Annotated in this window: 18 protein-coding genes; 9 read left to right on the top strand and 9 right to left on the bottom strand. The window is 62.0% G+C overall.

Features of this window, described 5'->3' with window-relative positions:
- The first annotated feature begins 197 nt into the window (after positions 1–197).
- The 7 genes from NE851_RS29360 (at position 198) to NE851_RS29330 (ending at position 7,881) form a co-directional block, all read left to right on the top strand.
- The gene (locus tag NE851_RS29360; RefSeq protein WP_254959528.1) at positions 198–2,003 is read left to right on the top strand and encodes a methyl-accepting chemotaxis protein; all 1,806 of its coding nucleotides are present in this window, start codon (positions 198–200) and stop codon (positions 2,001–2,003) included.
- Positions 2,000–2,482 (top strand): chemotaxis protein CheW, encoded by a 483-nt coding sequence (locus tag NE851_RS29355; protein ID WP_028755501.1) that lies wholly within the window; start codon positions 2,000–2,002, stop codon positions 2,480–2,482. The genes NE851_RS29360 and NE851_RS29355 overlap by 4 nt, the downstream gene beginning before the upstream one ends.
- A 30-nt stretch (positions 2,483–2,512) precedes the next feature.
- On the top strand, positions 2,513–3,367 hold the full coding sequence (locus NE851_RS29350) for a CheR family methyltransferase (protein WP_028755502.1): 855 nt from the start codon (positions 2,513–2,515) through the stop codon (positions 3,365–3,367).
- Positions 3,368–3,487: 120 nt separating this feature from the next.
- Positions 3,488–4,585, top strand: coding sequence for a protein-glutamate methylesterase/protein-glutamine glutaminase (locus tag NE851_RS29345; RefSeq protein ID WP_028755503.1), 1,098 nt, complete (start codon positions 3,488–3,490; stop codon positions 4,583–4,585).
- A gap of 245 nt (positions 4,586–4,830) precedes the next feature.
- Entirely contained in the window at positions 4,831–5,631 is an 801-nt protein-coding gene (locus NE851_RS29340; protein WP_028755504.1) for an inositol monophosphatase family protein, read from the top strand.
- Between the two features lie 111 nt (positions 5,632–5,742).
- Positions 5,743–6,846: a hypothetical protein gene (locus NE851_RS29335; protein WP_028755505.1), complete on the top strand. Its 1,104-nt coding sequence runs from the start codon at positions 5,743–5,745 to the stop codon at positions 6,844–6,846.
- Positions 6,847–6,849: 3 nt separating this feature from the next.
- Complete coding sequence (locus tag NE851_RS29330; RefSeq protein WP_028755506.1) at positions 6,850–7,881, top strand: peptidoglycan -binding protein; 1,032 nt, start codon at positions 6,850–6,852, stop codon at positions 7,879–7,881.
- Here the strand turns inward: NE851_RS29330 and NE851_RS29325 are convergent, their stop codons facing one another.
- From NE851_RS29325 to NE851_RS29305, 5 genes are all read right to left on the bottom strand, one after another.
- Entirely contained in the window at positions 7,882–9,120 is a 1,239-nt protein-coding gene (locus NE851_RS29325) for an RNA polymerase sigma factor (RefSeq protein ID WP_254959527.1), read from the bottom strand.
- 7 nt (positions 9,121–9,127) lie between these two features.
- On the bottom strand, positions 9,128–9,466 hold the full coding sequence (locus tag NE851_RS29320) for a YciI family protein (protein WP_028755508.1): 339 nt from the start codon (positions 9,464–9,466) through the stop codon (positions 9,128–9,130).
- A 270-nt stretch (positions 9,467–9,736) separates the two neighbouring features.
- Positions 9,737–9,925: a YegP family protein gene (locus NE851_RS29315; protein WP_028755509.1), complete on the bottom strand. Its 189-nt coding sequence runs from the start codon at positions 9,923–9,925 to the stop codon at positions 9,737–9,739.
- 237 nt (positions 9,926–10,162) lie between these two features.
- Positions 10,163–11,155, bottom strand: coding sequence for a Bug family tripartite tricarboxylate transporter substrate binding protein (locus tag NE851_RS29310; RefSeq protein ID WP_254959526.1), 993 nt, complete (start codon positions 11,153–11,155; stop codon positions 10,163–10,165).
- A 144-nt stretch (positions 11,156–11,299) separates the two neighbouring features.
- On the bottom strand, positions 11,300–13,102 hold the full coding sequence (locus NE851_RS29305; protein WP_063475341.1) for an ABC transporter transmembrane domain-containing protein: 1,803 nt from the start codon (positions 13,100–13,102) through the stop codon (positions 11,300–11,302).
- 193 nt (positions 13,103–13,295) lie between these two features.
- Here NE851_RS29305 and rpmE point away from each other — a divergent pair, with 193 nt between their 5' ends.
- Positions 13,296–13,517: a 50S ribosomal protein L31 gene (rpmE, locus tag NE851_RS29300; protein WP_028755512.1), complete on the top strand. Its 222-nt coding sequence runs from the start codon at positions 13,296–13,298 to the stop codon at positions 13,515–13,517.
- A 207-nt stretch (positions 13,518–13,724) separates the two neighbouring features.
- On the opposite strand, the gene rcdA is transcribed toward rpmE, so the two are convergent.
- The 3 genes from rcdA to NE851_RS29285 all read right to left on the bottom strand — a co-directional run bounded on the left by rcdA (position 13,725) and on the right by NE851_RS29285 (position 16,195).
- On the bottom strand, positions 13,725–14,240 hold the full coding sequence (gene rcdA, locus NE851_RS29295) for a protease adaptor protein RcdA (protein ID WP_028755513.1): 516 nt from the start codon (positions 14,238–14,240) through the stop codon (positions 13,725–13,727).
- A 388-nt stretch (positions 14,241–14,628) separates the two neighbouring features.
- The gene (locus NE851_RS29290) at positions 14,629–14,820 is read right to left on the bottom strand and encodes a DUF1192 domain-containing protein (protein ID WP_028755514.1); all 192 of its coding nucleotides are present in this window, start codon (positions 14,818–14,820) and stop codon (positions 14,629–14,631) included.
- A 76-nt stretch (positions 14,821–14,896) separates the two neighbouring features.
- Positions 14,897–16,195 carry an MFS transporter gene (locus NE851_RS29285; protein WP_097543103.1) on the bottom strand — a complete coding sequence of 433 codons (1,299 nt, stop codon included), beginning with the start codon at positions 16,193–16,195 and terminating at the stop codon, positions 14,897–14,899.
- Positions 16,196–16,368: 173 nt separating this feature from the next.
- Between NE851_RS29285 and NE851_RS29280 the strand changes: the two genes are divergently transcribed.
- Complete coding sequence (locus NE851_RS29280; RefSeq protein WP_088930352.1) at positions 16,369–16,533, top strand: hypothetical protein; 165 nt, start codon at positions 16,369–16,371, stop codon at positions 16,531–16,533.
- A 37-nt stretch (positions 16,534–16,570) separates the two neighbouring features.
- Here NE851_RS29280 and NE851_RS29275 read toward each other — a convergent pair whose 3' ends face one another.
- On the bottom strand, positions 16,571–17,494 hold the full coding sequence (locus NE851_RS29275; protein WP_063475343.1) for a PhzF family phenazine biosynthesis protein: 924 nt from the start codon (positions 17,492–17,494) through the stop codon (positions 16,571–16,573).
- Positions 17,495–17,532 lie beyond the last annotated feature (38 nt).

Below are 17,532 nucleotides of genomic sequence, written 5' to 3'. Positions count from 1 at the left end.
GGTGCTCTCTCCGTTTGCAACTGTCGTGGGCCAGCCAACATGGCCCGCGACGCAGGCTTCCGGTGCTCGAGGGGATAGGCACGGAACCTATTCATTTCTTTCCGTTGGATGCTTTTGCCTGATGGAATTTCTTTGCTGCATGACGCCGCGCCACCTGGACCATATTTATTGCTTCGCTCTCTGAGAGGAATATTGAGATGCGTATTACGATCAAACTTAAGCTCGCGGCCGCATTCGGCTTTGTCATATTGTTGCTGGTGGGTAGCGCGGTTTATGGAATCATCAGCCTCAGCTTGCTGAACGACGCTGTTGGCGACCTTGTTTCCGGGCCTGCAAAAAGGCTGGAACTGGCTCTGGAGGCGCAAACTGCCGAGCTCGATGCCGTCCGCTGGCAAAAGAACGCGCTTCTGGAAATGGATTCCGAAATCGTCAAAAAGGATTATCAGAATTCGGCGAGAAGCGTGGATGAAATGCTCAGCTTCGCGACAAGCGGCCTACAGCTCGCAACTGCTGAAGGCAAGCCCCTCTGGGACAGGTTGATCGAACTGGCCAAGCGCTTCGATGAAGGCTCCAACAAAGTAGCCTCCATTCAACAAAGCGGCGACAGAGCGGCGGCCGTGGCCCTTTCCTCAGGGGAGGTTCGCGCCCTCGTCGCGGAAATGGAAGAGGTTTTCGGGAAACTCGTTACGCTTCAACAGAAGTCGATGGCGCAAGCCGATAGCGATACCGATGCTCTTTATAGCTCAACAAAGAACATGTTGATCGGTATCGCAATCGGGGCTTCCCTTATCGCCTTCGCCGCCGCGCTTTGGATCGCGCTCGGTGTCAACAGCGGCCTGCGCAAGATCATGAACGTTGCCAGCGCCGTCGCCATCGGCGACCTGAACCAAAAGGTCGAGATCAGGACCAACGACGAGATCAAGGATCTGGTCAACATGATCAACACCATGACGGACAACCTTCGCGTCACCGCCAACATTGCGGCACAGATCGCTGACGGCGATCTGACGGTGTCTCCGAAGCCGCTTTCGGAGAAGGATACGCTCGGCATTGCGCTCGACCAGATGGTCGAGCGCCTGCGTGGCGTTGTCGCCGATGCGGTCGCGGCCGCCGAAAATGTTTCGGCCGGCAGCCAGGAACTGTCCTCGAGCTCCGAACAGGTGTCGCAGGGCGCCAGCGAACAGGCGGCTTCGGCCGAAGAGGCGTCGGCCTCGATGGAGGAGATGGCCGCCAACATCAAGCAGAACGCCGACAACGCCGCCCAGACGGAAAAGATCGCCCGCCAGTCCGCCGAGGATGCGGAAATGAGTGGCGAAGCGGTGTCGCGCGCCGTGCAGGCGATGCGGACCATTGCCGAGAAGATCAGCATCGTCCAGGAAATTGCCCGCCAGACCGATCTTCTGGCGCTCAACGCCGCCGTCGAAGCGGCGCGCGCCGGTGAACACGGCAAGGGTTTTGCGGTCGTCGCCTCCGAGGTTCGCAAGCTTGCCGAACGCAGCCAGTCGGCCGCCGCCGAAATCAGCTCGATGTCGAGCGATACGGTCAAGGCCGCCCAGGACGCTGGCGACATGCTCGGCCGCCTGGTGCCCGACATCCGCAAGACGGCCGAACTGGTTTCCGAAATCAGTGCGGCCTGCCGCGAACAGGATGTGGGCGCCTCGCAGATCAACGACGCGATCCAGCAGCTCGATCGGGTGACGCAGCAGAATGCCGGCGCGTCCGAGCAAATGTCTGCGACCTCGGAAGAGCTCGCGAGCCAAGCCGAAGAACTGCAGGCCTCGATCGCCTTCTTCAAGGTGGATACCGCAGGCGCCCGCCAATCCCGCGTGCCCGCTGCCAGGGCGACTGTCCGCAGCTCGGCGCCCGCCGGCCGCAACCTCGGCACCAGGAAACTCGCCGCCAACAGCGTCGCCGGTCAGCAGGCGCGGGCAAAGGGTTTTGCTCTCGATCTCTCCATGGGCGGTCCCGATGATGGGGACGTCGAATTTAAGGAAAGTGCATGATCATGGCCACGACATCCCTGGAAGCGCAATTCGTGACCTTCAGCCTCGGCGAGGAGATCTTCGCCGTGCCGGTTGAGGTGGTACGGGAAATCCTCGACTATGCGGAAGCTTTCAAGATTCCGAATGGTCCCGACTATCTGCTCGGTCTGCGTGACGTGCGCGGACAGGGCGTGCCGACGATCGATCTTCGATTGAAGCTCGGCATGACGAAGACCGTGCCGACGCCGCACACACGCGTGCTCGTCCTCGACGTGCCGATGGAAAGCCGGCTGCTGACGCTCGGCCTCGTCGCCGACCGCGTCTTCGAGGTGACGCCGTTCCGGCGCGAACAGATCGAGGCGGCGCCTGATATCGGCGTGCGCTGGCGCTCGGATTATATTGCCGGCGTCGTTCGCCGTGAAAACGGTTTCGTCGTCATCATCGATCTTGCCCGGTTGCTGTCGCACGAGGACGCCTCGGCACTGCAATCGGCTGCCTGACCCGCGCATCAACTGGGAGTACGGCGTTCTATGAGTATGGCAGCGGTGGAAACCCAATTGCCGGGGGACCGGATCAGCAAGCGCAATTTCGACAAGCTTGCCCGGTTCATCTACGACTATAGCGGCATCAAGATGCCGCCGACCAAGCTGACGATGCTCGAAGGGCGGCTGAGGCGCCGCCTTCGCGCAACCAACCATTCGACCTTCGACGATTATTGCGACTTCCTGTTCAATCACGACGGCCTCGCCCAGGAAACCGTCTACCTGATCGACGTGGTGACGACGAACAAGACCGACTTCTTCCGCGAAGCCAAGCATTTCGATTACTTGCAGAGCGTGGCGTTGCCGGCGATCGCCAATAGCGGCGTGCGGACCATCCGCACCTGGAGTTCGGCCTGCTCGACAGGGGCGGAACCCTATACGATGGCGATGGTGTTGGCGGAATTCACCGAAGGCCGCAACGACGTCTCCTACAGCGTGCTTGCCACCGACCTTTCCACCGACGTGCTGCAGACGGCGCGCCGGGGCATCTACCCGGAAGACCTCATCGCGCCTGTGCCGCGTGACCTGCAGCGCAAATACGTGCTGACGGCCAAGCAGCCGGATCGGCGGGAGGTGCGCATCACGCCGAAATTGCGCAGCAAGATTGGTTTTGCCCGCATGAACCTGATGGACGAGAAATACCCGATCGGCGAGGCGATGAACGTCATCTTCTGCCGCAACGTGCTCATCTACTTCGACAAGCAGACTCAGGCCGGCGTGCTCAACCGCCTCTGCGACTGCCTGGCGAAGGGCGGCTACATGTTCATCGGTCATTCCGAATCGATTACCGGCTTCGACCTGCCATTGAAACAGGTCTCGAATACGGTGTTTCAGCGCATCTAGAGCATGTCCGTTTTCTTCCAATCACGGGCGTGCTCTATCTCTTTGTGTCACTAAAGAGTTAGAGCATGATGTCGTCCGAAAATTGCCAATTCTTTTCGGCATCATGCTCTAGGAGCATTCATGGCTAAAAAAATCCGCGTTCTGATCATCGACGATTCTGCCAGCGTCCGTCAGACACTGACCCATGTCTTGGAGCAGGATCCCGATATCGAGATCATGGCGGTCGCATCCGACCCCTTCGTGGCGGCGCGGAAGCTGCTGGAGGAGATCCCCGACGTCATCACGCTCGATGTGGAAATGCCGCGCATGGACGGCATTACCTTCCTGCGCAAGCTGATGTCGCAGCGGCCGATCCCCGTCGTGATGTGCTCGTCGCTGACGGAAGCGGGTTCGGAAACGCTGATCCAGGCGCTGGAGGCCGGCGCCGTCGACGTCATCTTGAAATCGAAGATCGGCGCCGCCGACAGCCTTGCCGACGATGCGATGCGCATTCGCGAAGTCGTCAAGAGCGCCTCGCATGCGCGGCTTACCACGGTGCGTCGCGCCGCCGGAACCATCCGCTCGGCTTCGGCGGAAGGGCCGGCCAAGAAGCTGACGGCGGACGTGATGCTGCCGCCGCCGACGGGGCGGGCCATGGCGAAGACGACGGAGATGGTCGTCTGCGTCGGCGCCTCCACAGGCGGCACCGAGGCGCTGCGCGAATTCCTGGAGGAACTGCCGGCCAATGCACCCGGCATGGTGATCGTCCAGCATATGCCGGAGAAATTCACCGCCGCCTTCGCCAAGCGGCTGAACGGGCTCTGCGAGGTCGAGGTCAAGGAAGCCGTCGATGGCGATCCGGTGCTGCGCGGCCATGTGCTGATCGCGCCAGGCGACAAACACATGCTGCTCGAACGCCAGGGTGCGCGCTACTATGTGAGCGTGAAGACCGGACCGCTGGTGTCGCGCCACCGGCCTTCCGTCGACGTGCTTTTCCGCTCGGCGGCGCGCTCGGCCGGCTCGAATGCCATGGGCATCATCATGACCGGCATGGGCGACGACGGCGCGCGCGGCATGCTGGAAATGCATCAGGCCGGCGCCTACACGGTGGCGCAGGACGAGGCGAGTTCGGTTGTCTTCGGCATGCCGAAGGAGGCGATCGCCAAGGGCGGTGTCGACCGTATCCTGCCGCTCGATCAGATCGCTCGCGAAGTGCTGATAACGCAGCAGAAATTCTGAGATGAGTTTCGAGGGAAACTGCGTAAAACGGGCGGTCCCGGAAGATGGCGCGGATTTAATCCGTTCAGCATAATCGGCGGTTTCCGGTGTCGCAGGGCAGCCATGCGCGCCTCCCCTTGAAATTTCCCTGATTTTGTGGTCTTGAGGCCGCCAATCTTTGCAGCGCTGCCTGTCATGCATGTTCAGGGACATTTCCCGCCCCTGGCAGTGCGCGCCCCGTATCAGTCCCAAGGAAAAATGCGCCGATGGCCCGTTCAGCTCTTCTCAATGTCATGGTTCAGGCTGCCCTCAAGGCAGGAAAATCGCTGGGACGTGATTTCGGCGAAGTGCAGAACCTGCAGGTTTCGGTGAAGGGACCCGGCGATTTCGTTTCCACTGCCGACCGCAAGGCCGAAAAGATCGTTCGGGAAGAACTGCTCAAGGCGCGTCCCACCTATGGCTTTCTCGGCGAGGAGAGCGACGAGATCAAGGGCACGGACGGCGCGCACCGCTGGATCGTCGACCCGCTCGACGGCACGACGAACTTCCTGCACGGCATTCCGGCCTTCGCTGTTTCGATCGCGCTCGAACGCAACGGCGAGATCGTTGCCGCCGTCGTCTTCAATCCGGCGACCGACGAGCTCTATACAGCCGAGCGCGGTGGCGGCGCCTTCCTCAACGACCGGCGCCTGCGCGTCGCTGCGCGCCGCGTGTTGTCGGATTGCGTCATCGGCTGCGGTGTGCCGGCGCTCGGCAAGCGTAATCACGGCAAGTTTCTGGTCGAGCTTCGCCACGTGATGGGCGAAGTGGCGGGCATCCGCCGCCTGGGCTCGCCGACGCTCGATCTCGCCTATGTCGCCGCCGGGCGCTTCGACGGTTTCTGGGAAGCGGAGCTTGCGCCCTGGGACATGGCGGCCGGCATCCTGCTCATCCGTGAAGCCGGCGGGTTCGTCACCGATTGGGACGGCGGGGCGGCCATTCTGGAGAGCGGCGCGATCGTCGCCGGCAACGAACTCATCCACAAGGCGCTGATCGAAGTCGTCAAGCGACCGATCCCCGCCAAGTAAGCGAACGAAAATCCGGCTGTTGTAAAGTCACGGTTTTCGCCCCGGCATACTTCAATTCGGCACAATGTTGCTCTAGTCTCCGCCAGCAATGACTCCGGAGGCAGCGACCCTATGGAAAATGTGAATGTGGCGGAGATCGGCTCCACCGAAAAGACGGCCGGCGGTTATGCCTACAGGCTTTCGAGCCCCATGCCCTTCCTCTGGACGATGCTGCTTTTCCTGGTCATCGTCGGCTTTATCGCCGCCATCCTCTTCCGGCAGACGCAGACCGCCTTCATGCACAATCCAGGCCTCAACGGCCTGATCGTCGGCGTTCTCGCGGTCGGAATCATCCTTGTTTTCAATCACGTGCTGGCGCTTCGCCCCGAAGTGCGCTGGTTCAACTCGTTCCGCGCCGCCGGTAGCGCCGACAAGGTCAGCCGCAATCCGCGGCTGCTTGCGCCGATGCGGGCGCTGATCGGCAGCCGCAAGACCTCGGTGGCGCTGTCGACGACGGCGCTGCGCTCGATCCTCGATTCGATCGCCACCCGCCTTGACGAATCGCGCGACGTTTCGCGCTACCTGATCGGCCTCCTGGTCTTCCTCGGCCTGCTCGGCACCTTCTGGGGCCTCATCGGCACGATCGGTTCGATCAGCATCGTCATCCAGTCGCTCGATGCCGGCTCGAACGGCACGGGGGATGTGCTGTCGGCGCTGAAGGAAGGGCTTTCCATGCCGCTTTCGGGTATGGGCCAGGCCTTCTCCTCCTCGCTGCTCGGCCTCTCCGGTTCGCTCATTCTCGGCTTCCTCGATCTGCAGGCCGGCCGCGCGCAGAACCGCTTCTATATGGAACTGGAAAACTGGCTGTCCTCGGTCACAGATGTCGGCTCCGATCTTGCCCCGGCCCTCGACGCCGTTTCCGGCGCCTCCTCTGACGACATGCGCGCGCTCTCCGATTATCTGCGCAAGGTCTCCGAAGAGGGCGGCACCGGCAGCCAGCGCTCCGTCGCCGCCATGGCGAGCCTTGCCGAAGGCATTCAGGGCCTCGTCAAGAACATGCGCAACGAACAGCAGATGCTGCGCGACTGGATCGAGGCGCAGCAGGACGAGGCGAAGGCGATGCGCCGCACGCTTGACCGGCTGGCCGAACGCATCGGCGTGCAGGAGCGCGCAGGCGAGAGAGGCGAGCGCACGCGCGACCGCGCCAGCCAGACAGAAAAGAGCGAGGGCAAGTAAGCCATGGCTCTTGCCCGCAACCGCCGCCGCGAACGCACGGTGGATTATTGGCCGGGTTTCGTCGACGCGCTGTCGACGCTGCTCATCTCGATCATGTTCCTGCTGACGGTCTTCGTCGTCGGGCAGTTCATCCTCAGCCGCGAGATCACCGGGCGCGACGAGGTGCTCAATCGCCTCAACAGCCAGATCAACGAGCTGACGCAGCTACTCGCGCTCGAAAAGGGCAGCAACCAGGATCTTCAGGATTCGGTCGCCAATCTGCAGGCCTCGCTTGCCAGTGCCGAAGGCGACCGTTCGCGGCTGCAGGCGCTGCTGAATGCCGGTTCGGGCGGTCAGGATGCAGCGCAGAAACGGATCGGTGCGATGACGCAGGAGCTCGACGAGCAAAAGCAGGTGAGCGAGCGGGCGCTCAGCCAGGTCGAACTGCTGAACCAGCAGATTGCAGCGCTTCGCAGCCAGATCGCCGCCGTCGAAGCTGCCCTTCAGGCGTCGGAGGAGAAAGACCGGGTCTCGCAGACCAAGATCGCCGACCTCGGCAGCCGCCTGAACGTCGCGCTCGCGGCGCGCGTGCAGGAACTGAACCGCTACCGTTCCGACTTCTTCGGCCGCCTGCGCGAGATCCTTTCGGATCGCGAGAATATCCGTATCGTCGGCGATCGGTTCGTCTTCCAGTCGGAAGTGCTGTTTCCCTCGGGCGGCGCCGATCTCAATCCGGAGGGGCAGACGGAGATGGCAAAGCTCGCCGCCGCCCTTCTCGATCTCGCCAAGGAAATTCCGCCGGAGATCAACTGGGTGCTGCGCGTCGACGGCCATACCGACAATGTGCCGCTTGGCGGAACGGGCCGCTATCGCGACAATTGGGAACTTTCCTCGGCGCGCGCGATCTCGGTCGTCAAGTTCCTGATCGCGCAGGGCGTGCCGGCCGACCGGCTCGTTGCCGCCGGCTTCGGCGAGTTTCAGCCGATCGCGCCAGGCGATACGCCGGACGCGCGCGCCACCAACCGCCGCATCGAGCTGAAGCTCACTGAGAAATGATTACAGCCGCGCCTCCTTCAGCCGGCCGGCGAGAAAATCGCGGACGGCGGGGCTGTCACTGAGGCCGATCGCTGTCATATAGGCGTCGGCCGCCGCGGTATCGTCGCCGGCCTGCGACAGAAGAAAGGCGCGCACCGCCCAGTAGGGCTGGTAGCTGGCGACAGCGCGCGGATCGAGCTGGTCGAGCCGTTTCAGGCCAGCGGCCGCATTCAGCGCCCTGCCGATCACCGCAGCCTGGCTGACATGTGCACCCAGCGTGGGTTTCATCATCACCAGCGCCGCGTAGAGTGTTGTCAACGCCTGCCAGTCGGTCTTTCCCGACAGCCGGCGCGCCGCATGCACGGACTGGATCGCCGCCTGGTACTGGAAGGGGCCGAAACGGTTGAAACTGCCGGCCTTGCGTAGCAGCGAATCCGCCTCGGCGATCATGATTGCGTTCCACGCAGCGGTATCCTGTTCGTCTAGCGGCACATATCGACCATCGCTGTCGCGCCGGGCGTTGCGACGGGCTTCGCAGTGAAGCATCAACGAGAGGAGGCCGATTGCCTCCGGTTCGTCCGGCAGTACCGCCAGAAGCGCTCGGCCGAGCCAGATCGCTTCGCCGGCGAGCGAATGGCGCTCTTCTTCGCCGTCGAGGCCGTCCCAGCCGAGGCCGTAGGCGGCGTAGATCGCCGAGAGCACCGCGGCGAGCCGCCCGGGCAAGGCGGGACGCGGCGGAACGGCGAACGGAATGCCGGCATCGCGAATCTTCGCCTTGGCCCGCACCAGCCGTTGGCTCATCGTATCCGGCGAAACGACGAAGGTTCGCGCGATGGTTCGCGCCTCGATGCCGAGAACGGTCTGCAGCATCAGCGCCGTATGCACGGAGCTGTCGATGGCGGGATGGGTACAGGCAAAGAGCAGCTTCAGCCGTTCATCGGGAAAGATGGCTTTGCCGGCCTCGTTCATGCGTTCCTCCGCTTCTTCGAAGGCGATCAATATCGTCGTTTGCGCCTTGGCCTCGACGGTGCGGTGGCGGGTGGCCTGCATGAGGTTGCGGCGTGCAGCCACCAGCAGCCAGGCCTCCGGATTGCCGGGAATGCCGCGCTCTGGCCAAACGCGAAGGGCCGAGGCCAGCGCTTCCGACAATGCGTCTTCCGCCGCCGGCACGTCGCGCGAGCGGGCGGCGAGGAAAGCGATCAGCTTGCCGTAGGATTGACGCGCCACCTTTTCGGCAGCGCGTCCGGCATCAGGCGGCATCGTCGCCTCACATCTGCAGGCGCGGGCGCACCTCGACAGAACCCTTGTCGGAGATCGGAACGCGGGTCGCCCATTCAAGCGCGGTGTCGATGTCGGGGACGTCGATCAGATAGAAGCCGCCGAGCTGTTCCTTGCCTTCCGGATAGGGGCCGTCCTGAACATCGTGTTCCCCGCCTTTGCGGCGTACGATCGTGCCGGTCTCCGGGCCGGTCAGCCCGGCGCCGCCGGTCATGATCCCTGCCTGAGCAAGCGCCTTGCTGTAGGCGACCCAGCCATCTCGATAGGCCGGATCGCTGCGGCGCTCGAAATCCTCGGCGGCTTCGCGAATGATGAGAGCATATTGCATGGAAAACTCCTGATCTCGTTGTTGGCGTTGATCCGGGCATGCCGATATCGGGGACCGATATCCCGAGAGCTGTAAAGCCCGGCGGAGCGGAGGGCCGTTCCAAAACAATGAGGCGCGGCCATCGGTCGTTTCGACATGGTTTTCAAAAAATATGCGAAAAAGAAAATGGCGCCGAAAAATCACCAGCAAACGGGCAGACTCAAGGGTGCCGGCGCTGCTCAAGGGCGCGAAAGGGCAGGAGCTGCGTTGACGCCGCCCCTGCCGATCTGATCAGGATTCGGCCTTCGTCTGATCGACGATTTCGGCGCCGGGTGCGTTCTTCTTGATGGATTCGATGGCGTTCACGGCCGACGCCTTCGCCTTGTAGCCCTCGGACGAGAACATGGCTTCGCCGTTCGATGCCTTGAAGCGGAAGCGGAACTCGCCGGCCTTATCCTTATAAACTTCGAATTTATACATGGATGTCTCCCGAAACGCTGAATTGCAACCATCAGCGTAGCGGAGGCTAGATCAAAATGGCGAGCTTTTCCACTACCTTAATTTGAATTGAATTGCTTAGCGTCCAATTGTCACCATTTCCATTGGACGCTAGCAAAGGAGAGGCCGGACGCTTCGCCGCGACAACAAGAGATTTCAGGCCGGGCCGGCCTAAAATCCGAATCCTGTTCGCGATGGAAGAGGCATGATGCTCCGACATCACTCCATCTGGATATTCGCCCCCTTGACGACCGGTCCCCATTTGGCGAGTTCGGCCTTCACATGGGTGGCAAGTTCTTCCGGCGTCGAGCCGACGATGGTGGCGCTGAATTCTTTCATCCGTTCGGCAACGGCCGGGTCGGCGAGCGCCTTTTTGGCCGAAGCGTTGAGACGCAAGATCACCTCGTCCGGCGTTTTGGCCGGGGCAAAAAGGGCGTTCCATGTATAGGTCTCGTAACCTGGTATGCCCGACTCGGCGACCGTCGGCACCTCGGGGAAGGAAGGGGCGCGCTGGCCTGTGGTCACCGCCAGCGCCCGCAGCGTACCGGCCTTGATGTGGCTCGATGAAGAGGGCAGGTTGTCGAACATGATCGGCACCTGGTTGCCGATGACGTCGTTCAATGCCGGGCCGGCGCCCTTATAGGGGATGTGCTGCATGCTGACGCCGGCCATGGACTTGAAGAGTTCGCCGGAAAGATGCAGCGGCGTACCGTTGCCCGACGAGGCGTAACTGTATTTGTCGGGCTCGGCCTTCAACAGCGCGATCAACTCCTGCACGGTCTTTGCCGGCAATTCCGGATTGACGACCAGAACGTTGGGCACGATGACGAGCAGCGAGACCGGCGCGAAATCCTTCTCGGGATCGTATGGGGTCGATTTGAGGATCAGCGGGTTGAGGGCGTGGGTTGCGACCGTGCCCATCAGAATGGTGTAGCCGTCCGGTTCAGCGCGGGCGACATTGCCGGCGCCGAGATTGCCGCCGGCGCCGGCGACGTTCTGGACGATCACCTGCTGGCCCAGATCCTCCGACATCTTCTGCGCGACGATGCGGGCAACGACATCGGTCGAGCCGCCGGCCGCGAAGGGCACGACCATGGTGATCGCGCGATCAGGAAAATCCGCGGCAGCGGCAGTTGCGCCGGCGGCAAAGGCCGCAAGCACACCGAAACCGAGCACAAGGCCCGCACGTCGCGTCATATCGGAAAGCGCCATTCCCATCTCCTCCCAAGAATTTCTACAGCGATATCCCCACCCCGGGGAATGAAGAGGGTAGAGCAGACCGCGCGAAAGGCAACCGCGGAGAGGTGCTGCGAGGTTCAGACTTTAGTCGCTTTTGGCAGGAGAGATGCGCGCCGGCTATTTGGCGGCGGCGAGTACATCCTCGTTGGCGGCGTCGAATTGCAGCCGTGCCAGCCGCGCATAGATACCGCCATGGCGGATCAGGCTCTTATGCGTGCCCTCCTCGACGACGCGGCCCTGATCCATGACCAGGATGCGATCGGCTTTCAGAACCGTTGCCAGGCGATGGGCGATGACCAGCGTCGTGCGGCCGTCGACAAGGCCGTCGAGGGCTTTCTGCACCAGCGTCTCGCTTTCGGCGTCGAGGGCGGAGGTCGCTTCGTCGAGCAGCAGCACGGGCGCGTTCTTCAGGATGGCGCGGGCAATGGCGATGCGCTGGCGCTGGCCGCCGGAGAGCGTGATGCCGCGTTCGCCGACTTCCGTCTCGTAGCCCCTATCCAATCGGGCGATGAATTCGTCAGCCTGGGCGGCAAGGGCTGCGGCGCGGACCTCGTCACGCGAGGCGCCGGGACGGCCGAAGGCGATGTTGTCATGGATCGAGGCGGCAAAGATGGTGACGTCCTGCGGCACGATGGCGATGCGCTGACGCAGCTCGTCGGGCGTGGTCAGCTGGGCGTCGACCCCGTCGATCTTCACGCTGCCCTGCTGCGGATCGTAGAAGCGCAGCAGCAGCGAAAAGACGGTGCTCTTGCCGGCACCGGAAGGGCCGACGATGGCAACGGTCTCGCCCGGCGTGATGGCGAAGTTTAAGCCATGCAGCGCCGATTTGCCGGGGCGTGAGGGATAGGCGAAATGCACGTCTGCGAATTCGACGCGGCCGCGGCCAGGGGACGGAAGCGGCTGCGGAGTGGCGGGGGCGGCAATCGGCGAAACCTCGTCGAGAAGTTCGGTCAGCCGGTCGGCAGCGCCGGCTGCCTGCGAGAGTTCGCCCCAGACCTCCGACAGCGCGCCCAGCGAACCGGCGGAGATGACGGCATAGAGCAGAAACTGGCCGAGCGTGCCGGCAGAAAGGGTGCCGGCAAGAACGCTATGGGCTCCGACCCAGAGCACGGCGACGACGCTGCCGAAGATCAGCGTAATGGCGATCCCCGTCAGCAGCGCGCGCGAGCGGATGGCTGCCCGGGCGGCGTCATAGGCGGATTCGACGGCGGTGCCGTAACGCGTCGCTGCGGCATCCTCGCCGTTGAAGGCCTGGACGGTGCGGGTCGCGGCGATCGTCTCGTTGGCGAAGGCGGAGGCGTCGGCGAGCGTATCCTGGGCGGCGCGCGAGCGCTTGCGCACCGAGCGGCCGAAGGCGACGAGCGGGAAGACGATCAGCGGGATCGCTCCGATGACGAGGCTCGAAAGCTTCGGCGAGGTGACGATCATCATGCCCATGGCGCCGATACAGAGGATGAGGTTTCTGAGCGCCACCGAAGCGGTGGCGCCGACGGCGGACTTGATCTGAGTCGTATCGGCAGTCAGGCGCGAGACGATCTCGCCGGACTGGTTGACATCGAAGAACGAGGGCGACAGCCTCGTCACATGGGAGAAGACATCGCGGCGTAGATCGGCGACGATGCGCTCGCCGATGGTGATGACGAAATAATAGCGCAGCGCGCTCGCGACCGCGAGGACGATGGCCATGACCATAAGCATGGCGAAGTAGCTGTTGATGAAACGGCCGTCGGAATGAGTGAAGCCGTGATCGATCATGCGGCGCACGGCAAGCGGCAGCGCCAGCGAGGTGACGGCGGCAAGCGCCAGCGACATCAGCGCGCCGGCCACCATGGCGCGATAACGCATGACATAGGGCGTCAGCCTGCCGAGCGGTCGCAGCGACCGACTTTTGTTTTCTTCAGCCCGTGCCTGCTCTGCCAAATCGTCTCCGATCGCCCGCAGGACCCGCGCAATGCGGCCTGTTGGCTCTTGTTATCTAGGCGTCCTTCATGTATAGGCACCGCATCCTAATGGGAAGCCGTAGCCATCACGACTGCGGCTTCATTTATTCAATCGGTTCGTTGGCCGCAACTGCATGCGGCAAATTGAACTCCGGTATCGCAGGAAGATTGTTATGAAGGCAGGCATCCATCCCGAATATCACATGATCAAGGTGGTCATGACCGATGGCACCGAATACGAAACCCGCTCGACCTGGGGTTCGGAAGGCGCTGTCATGAACCTTGAAATCGATTCCAAGTCGCATCCGGCCTGGACCGGCGGCAGCCAGCAGCTCATGGACCGCGGTGGCCGCGTCTCCAAGTTCAACAAGCGTTTCGGCGGCCTCGGCCTCTAATCGCTTCTGCCCGACGGAATTCGAAGAGAGCCCGGTTTCGCCGGGCTTTTTTGCGTGTGCAGTGGCTTACAGCGCCGCGCGTCTTGCCAGACGCGCAAACGGCGCTGGAACAGTTTGAATTATGCAGTCGGCATGCCGGCGTTCGACGACAACAAAAAACCGGCCGCGCAGGACGCAGCCGGTCTCTATCGATTCTCGCAGATCCGTTCAGTTGTTGCCGAAGGCGGTCTGCAGCAGGGAAAGCTGAGCCTGGACGCTGTTCTGGTTGTCATGAACGATCACGGCTTCGGATGGGCGGTAGATCTCGCGGTCGAGCAGAGCAATGCGGTTCTGCAAACGCAGTGAGCGCTCGACGAGATCGCGGAAGGATTCCGGCAGGTCGCCCCAGCCGGGTGCTGTGCGGTCGACGTTGAAGCCGTCGAGGCGGACCTTGTTCTTTTCGGCCAGCACCTGGTCACGGGACATTTCGCCATTGTTGACGGCGCGCTGCAACAGCAGCCAGGAGGCCATCTGCATCAGGCGGGTGGTGAGACGCATCGATTCCGCGGCGTAAAGAACCGAGGCCATCCGCGGCAGAACCTTGGAGGCTGCGCGGCCCTGGCCGTCGAGATAGGCGGCGGTCTCTTCGACTAGCGACATGCCTTCCGCATAAAGTGCCTTGAACTGCGAGGATGCAGCGGCGCGGCCCGCAAAACTGATCGTGTTCAATCCAACTTCCGACATCGCAATAGTCCCTGTTGCACGCAGCTACTTTATATTCAGGTAACGCCGACACCGACGGAAAAGTTTCCAGGCCCGGTCTTTATGACTTTAAGATGGTATCATTAGCCCAAATGCGCAAGCCGTTTCTTAAGAAAGGGTTAATCTCCACAGTTTCGTGGAAACGCGCCGGCATAGGAAAAAGAAGAGCCGCAAAAGCGGCTCTCAAGGTAAAACAGGGAGAAAAATCAGACCAATTCACCGCTTGGAAAACTGTCTGAGATCCAGAGAAAATCCGGATGAATATAGTAATACCTTATAAAGCTTAATATTTTATTAACACTGTACCGAAGTAAGACTTGAGGCAGGCTCATTTATCCGCCTATAGCCTTGTTTTTCGGGGTTTACCGGATCACGAGCGGAAGAAGCTTTCCGCCGCCTGCCGCCCGGAAGCCTTGCGCGCGGCTTCGGCTTCGAGACGGGCGATCTCCGTCTTCAACAATTCCACCCGCGCCTTCAACTCGTCCACCGAAAGCATGGAGAGATCGGCGCCGATCTCATGGGCGAGTTTCTTCTGCGGCCGGTCGTCATCGATGAAGCTCATGGTTCGTCCTCCGTTTTGCTGTTCTGTCAAAGCAATTCCGGACGCAAAACCGCTGCGCACTTTTGCTGGAACTGCTCTAACCGAACTTTACAGCAGGATCGCCGCTTTCGGGAGACTTTCCGGTGTCGGCAGCCTTGCCGGCGCCGCGATCGGCAAGCGACATGCTCTGTGGTGTCAGCATCGGCGAGGTGCCGGTCGGGATCGTCGTATAGGCGTCGCGGTCGCTGACGGGGACGGCGGCGCGGATACGGCTCCTGATGATGGCATAAACGGTGATCAGCACGTGAGCGATGGCGGTGACAAGGAAAAGCGCATGCGGGGTGATCACCGACATGACGGGGCCGCCGATCGTCGGGCCGATCACCGTGCCGATGCCGTAGAGCAGCAGCAGGCCGCCAGAGACCTTGACGAAGTCCTCCGACGCCGCGAAATCGTTCGCATGGGCGACGGCGATCGGATAGAGCGTATTGGCCACCGCGCCGTAAAGGACAACGAGCCCGATCAGCAAGCCGGCGGATGTCGGGTGGAGAAAAAAGATCAGCAGGCCGGCAAGGGCGGCGATCCCGGACATGGCGGCGAGCACGTAGCGCCGGTCGATACGGTCGGAAAGCCGGCCGGCCGGCAGCTGCATCATGGCGCCGGCGAAGATGGTGGAGCTCATCATGATGGCGATGCTGGTGTCGGAGAGGCCGGCGCCGGCGCCGAATACAGGAGCGAGCGTGCCGTAGGCACCGTTGGCGATGCCGACGAGCAGGATGCCGAGGCAGGAGACCGGCGAGTTGCGATAGAGGGCCGGCAGATCGAGGCGCACCGCCTTCAACGGCTGCGGCGAAGCGGCCGTCGATAGCGTCGTCGGCAGCATGGCGATGCAATAGAAGATACCGCAGATCATGAACAAGACAGGCGTGCGCACATCCTCGAGCGGGATCATCATCTGGCCGCCGACGACGCCGAGCAATGTGATGCCGATATAGAGCGAGAAGATCGCACCGCGGCTCTCGTTGCTGGCGCGCTCGTTCAGCCAGCTTTCGATGATCATCGAGGTGCCGGCGGTGGAGAAGCCGGTGACGGCGCGCAGGATCACCCACCAGATCGGATCGATGATGATGCCGCTGACCAGCGCGATGATGGCGATGATCGAGATGAAGCCGGAAAAGGCGCGCACATGACCGACGCGGCGCACCAATTTCGGCGCCACCAGGCAGCCGATGACAAAGCCCCCAGCCCATGACGTACCGAGCAGACCAAGCGTCGTCGTGGCATAACCTTCGAGATTGCCGCGCACGGGAAGCAGGATGCCCTGCAGGCCATTGCCCATGAAAAGGAAGAGCGTGCCAAAGAGCAGCGCAGCGACGGACAGCAGATTTCTCTTCATTTCCCCAGACTCGGTCTTAAGCGATTTGCATGGACATAAGGCAGGAGCGGCGTCAGCCCAGCCTCAAGATGATTGATTGTGCCCCGGAATGTCTTTACGGCGTGTCGAGATTCTCTTGTTCGCGCGGAAAAATGTCCGTCCTGTGACATTCCGAAAAACGGAAAAAATAAAGCATGACAAAGCTGATAGCCTTGCTGCTCATCCTTGCCATGGCGATACAGCTGATCAAGCCGCTCGGGCTTCCAGGCCTGAGGCGACGGATGGATTTCTGGAAGATCGCGCTGATCGCTTTTGCCGTCTGGGCATTGGCACTGCTTTCGCGCGACTTCCTGATGTAATCCCTGGTTAGCTGGGGTACGGCACGATCTGCGACCGTCAGTCTTGCAAGCCGATTTCTCCGCGCATGACGGGAACGCAGCTTCCCGAGATGACGACATCGGTGACGATGCCGCCTGATTTCACCACATCGAGGGCGATGATGCTGCGGCGGCCCATTTCGACACCTTGCTCGATGGTGATGCGGACATTCATATCGCGATCGGGCGCAAGCGAGACGAGATAGGCGCCAAGGGCGGCGGAAGCGCTGCCCGTCGCCGGATCCTCGGGCACGTTGTCGAGGGGCGCGAACATGCGGGCGCGGATATGCCAGGGATCATCGGATGTTCTGACATAAAGAAAGAGCGAGAAATCGTGGCCGTTCGTCGCCTGGCGGCCAGCCGCCCCCTGGAAACCGGCAAGGTCCGGACGGGCAGCGGCCAGTGCTTCGAGCCCGTTCAGCTCTGAGACGGCGAAGTTCAACCCGACGGACGCAAAGACCGGGGCATGGGTGGTGCTGACGATGACACTGGGATCGATCGAGACGCAGCGTGCAATGGTTTCTGCGGCAATGGTATCGCCGATCGTCAGCAATTGCGGTGCGCGGATGGCGGTAGCAACAACCTTTCCGCCGCTGCGTTTCAGGCTGACCTCGACGATGCCGGCCTTTTCCTCGAAGCGCAGCGTATCGCCGACCGGCTTGCCGAAGATCTTCGCCTGCTGGCCGAGCACATAGGCGGTGCCGACATTCGGATGGCCGGCGAAGGGTATTTCCATCGTCGGGGTGAAGATGCGCACATGAGCGGAGTTTTGCGGGTCTTCCGGCGGCAGCACGAAGGTGACTTCGGAATAGTTGAACTCGGTGGCGATCTTCTGCATCACCGCATCGCTGAGACCGCGCGCATCGGAAATGACGGCAAGCGGGTTACCCTCGAAACGGGTGGAGGTGAAGACATCGACAGTGATGTAGGAGAGGGTGTTCATTGCGGCTCCCGTTGTGGCAGGCCGCTATGAATAATCAC

Source organism: Rhizobium anhuiense bv. trifolii (assembly GCF_024346605.1).
Taxonomy (GTDB): Bacteria; Pseudomonadota; Alphaproteobacteria; order Rhizobiales; family Rhizobiaceae; genus Rhizobium; species Rhizobium anhuiense.
The sequence above is the reverse complement of the archived record's forward strand: the minus strand, read 5'-3'. Positions and strand labels throughout refer to the sequence as shown.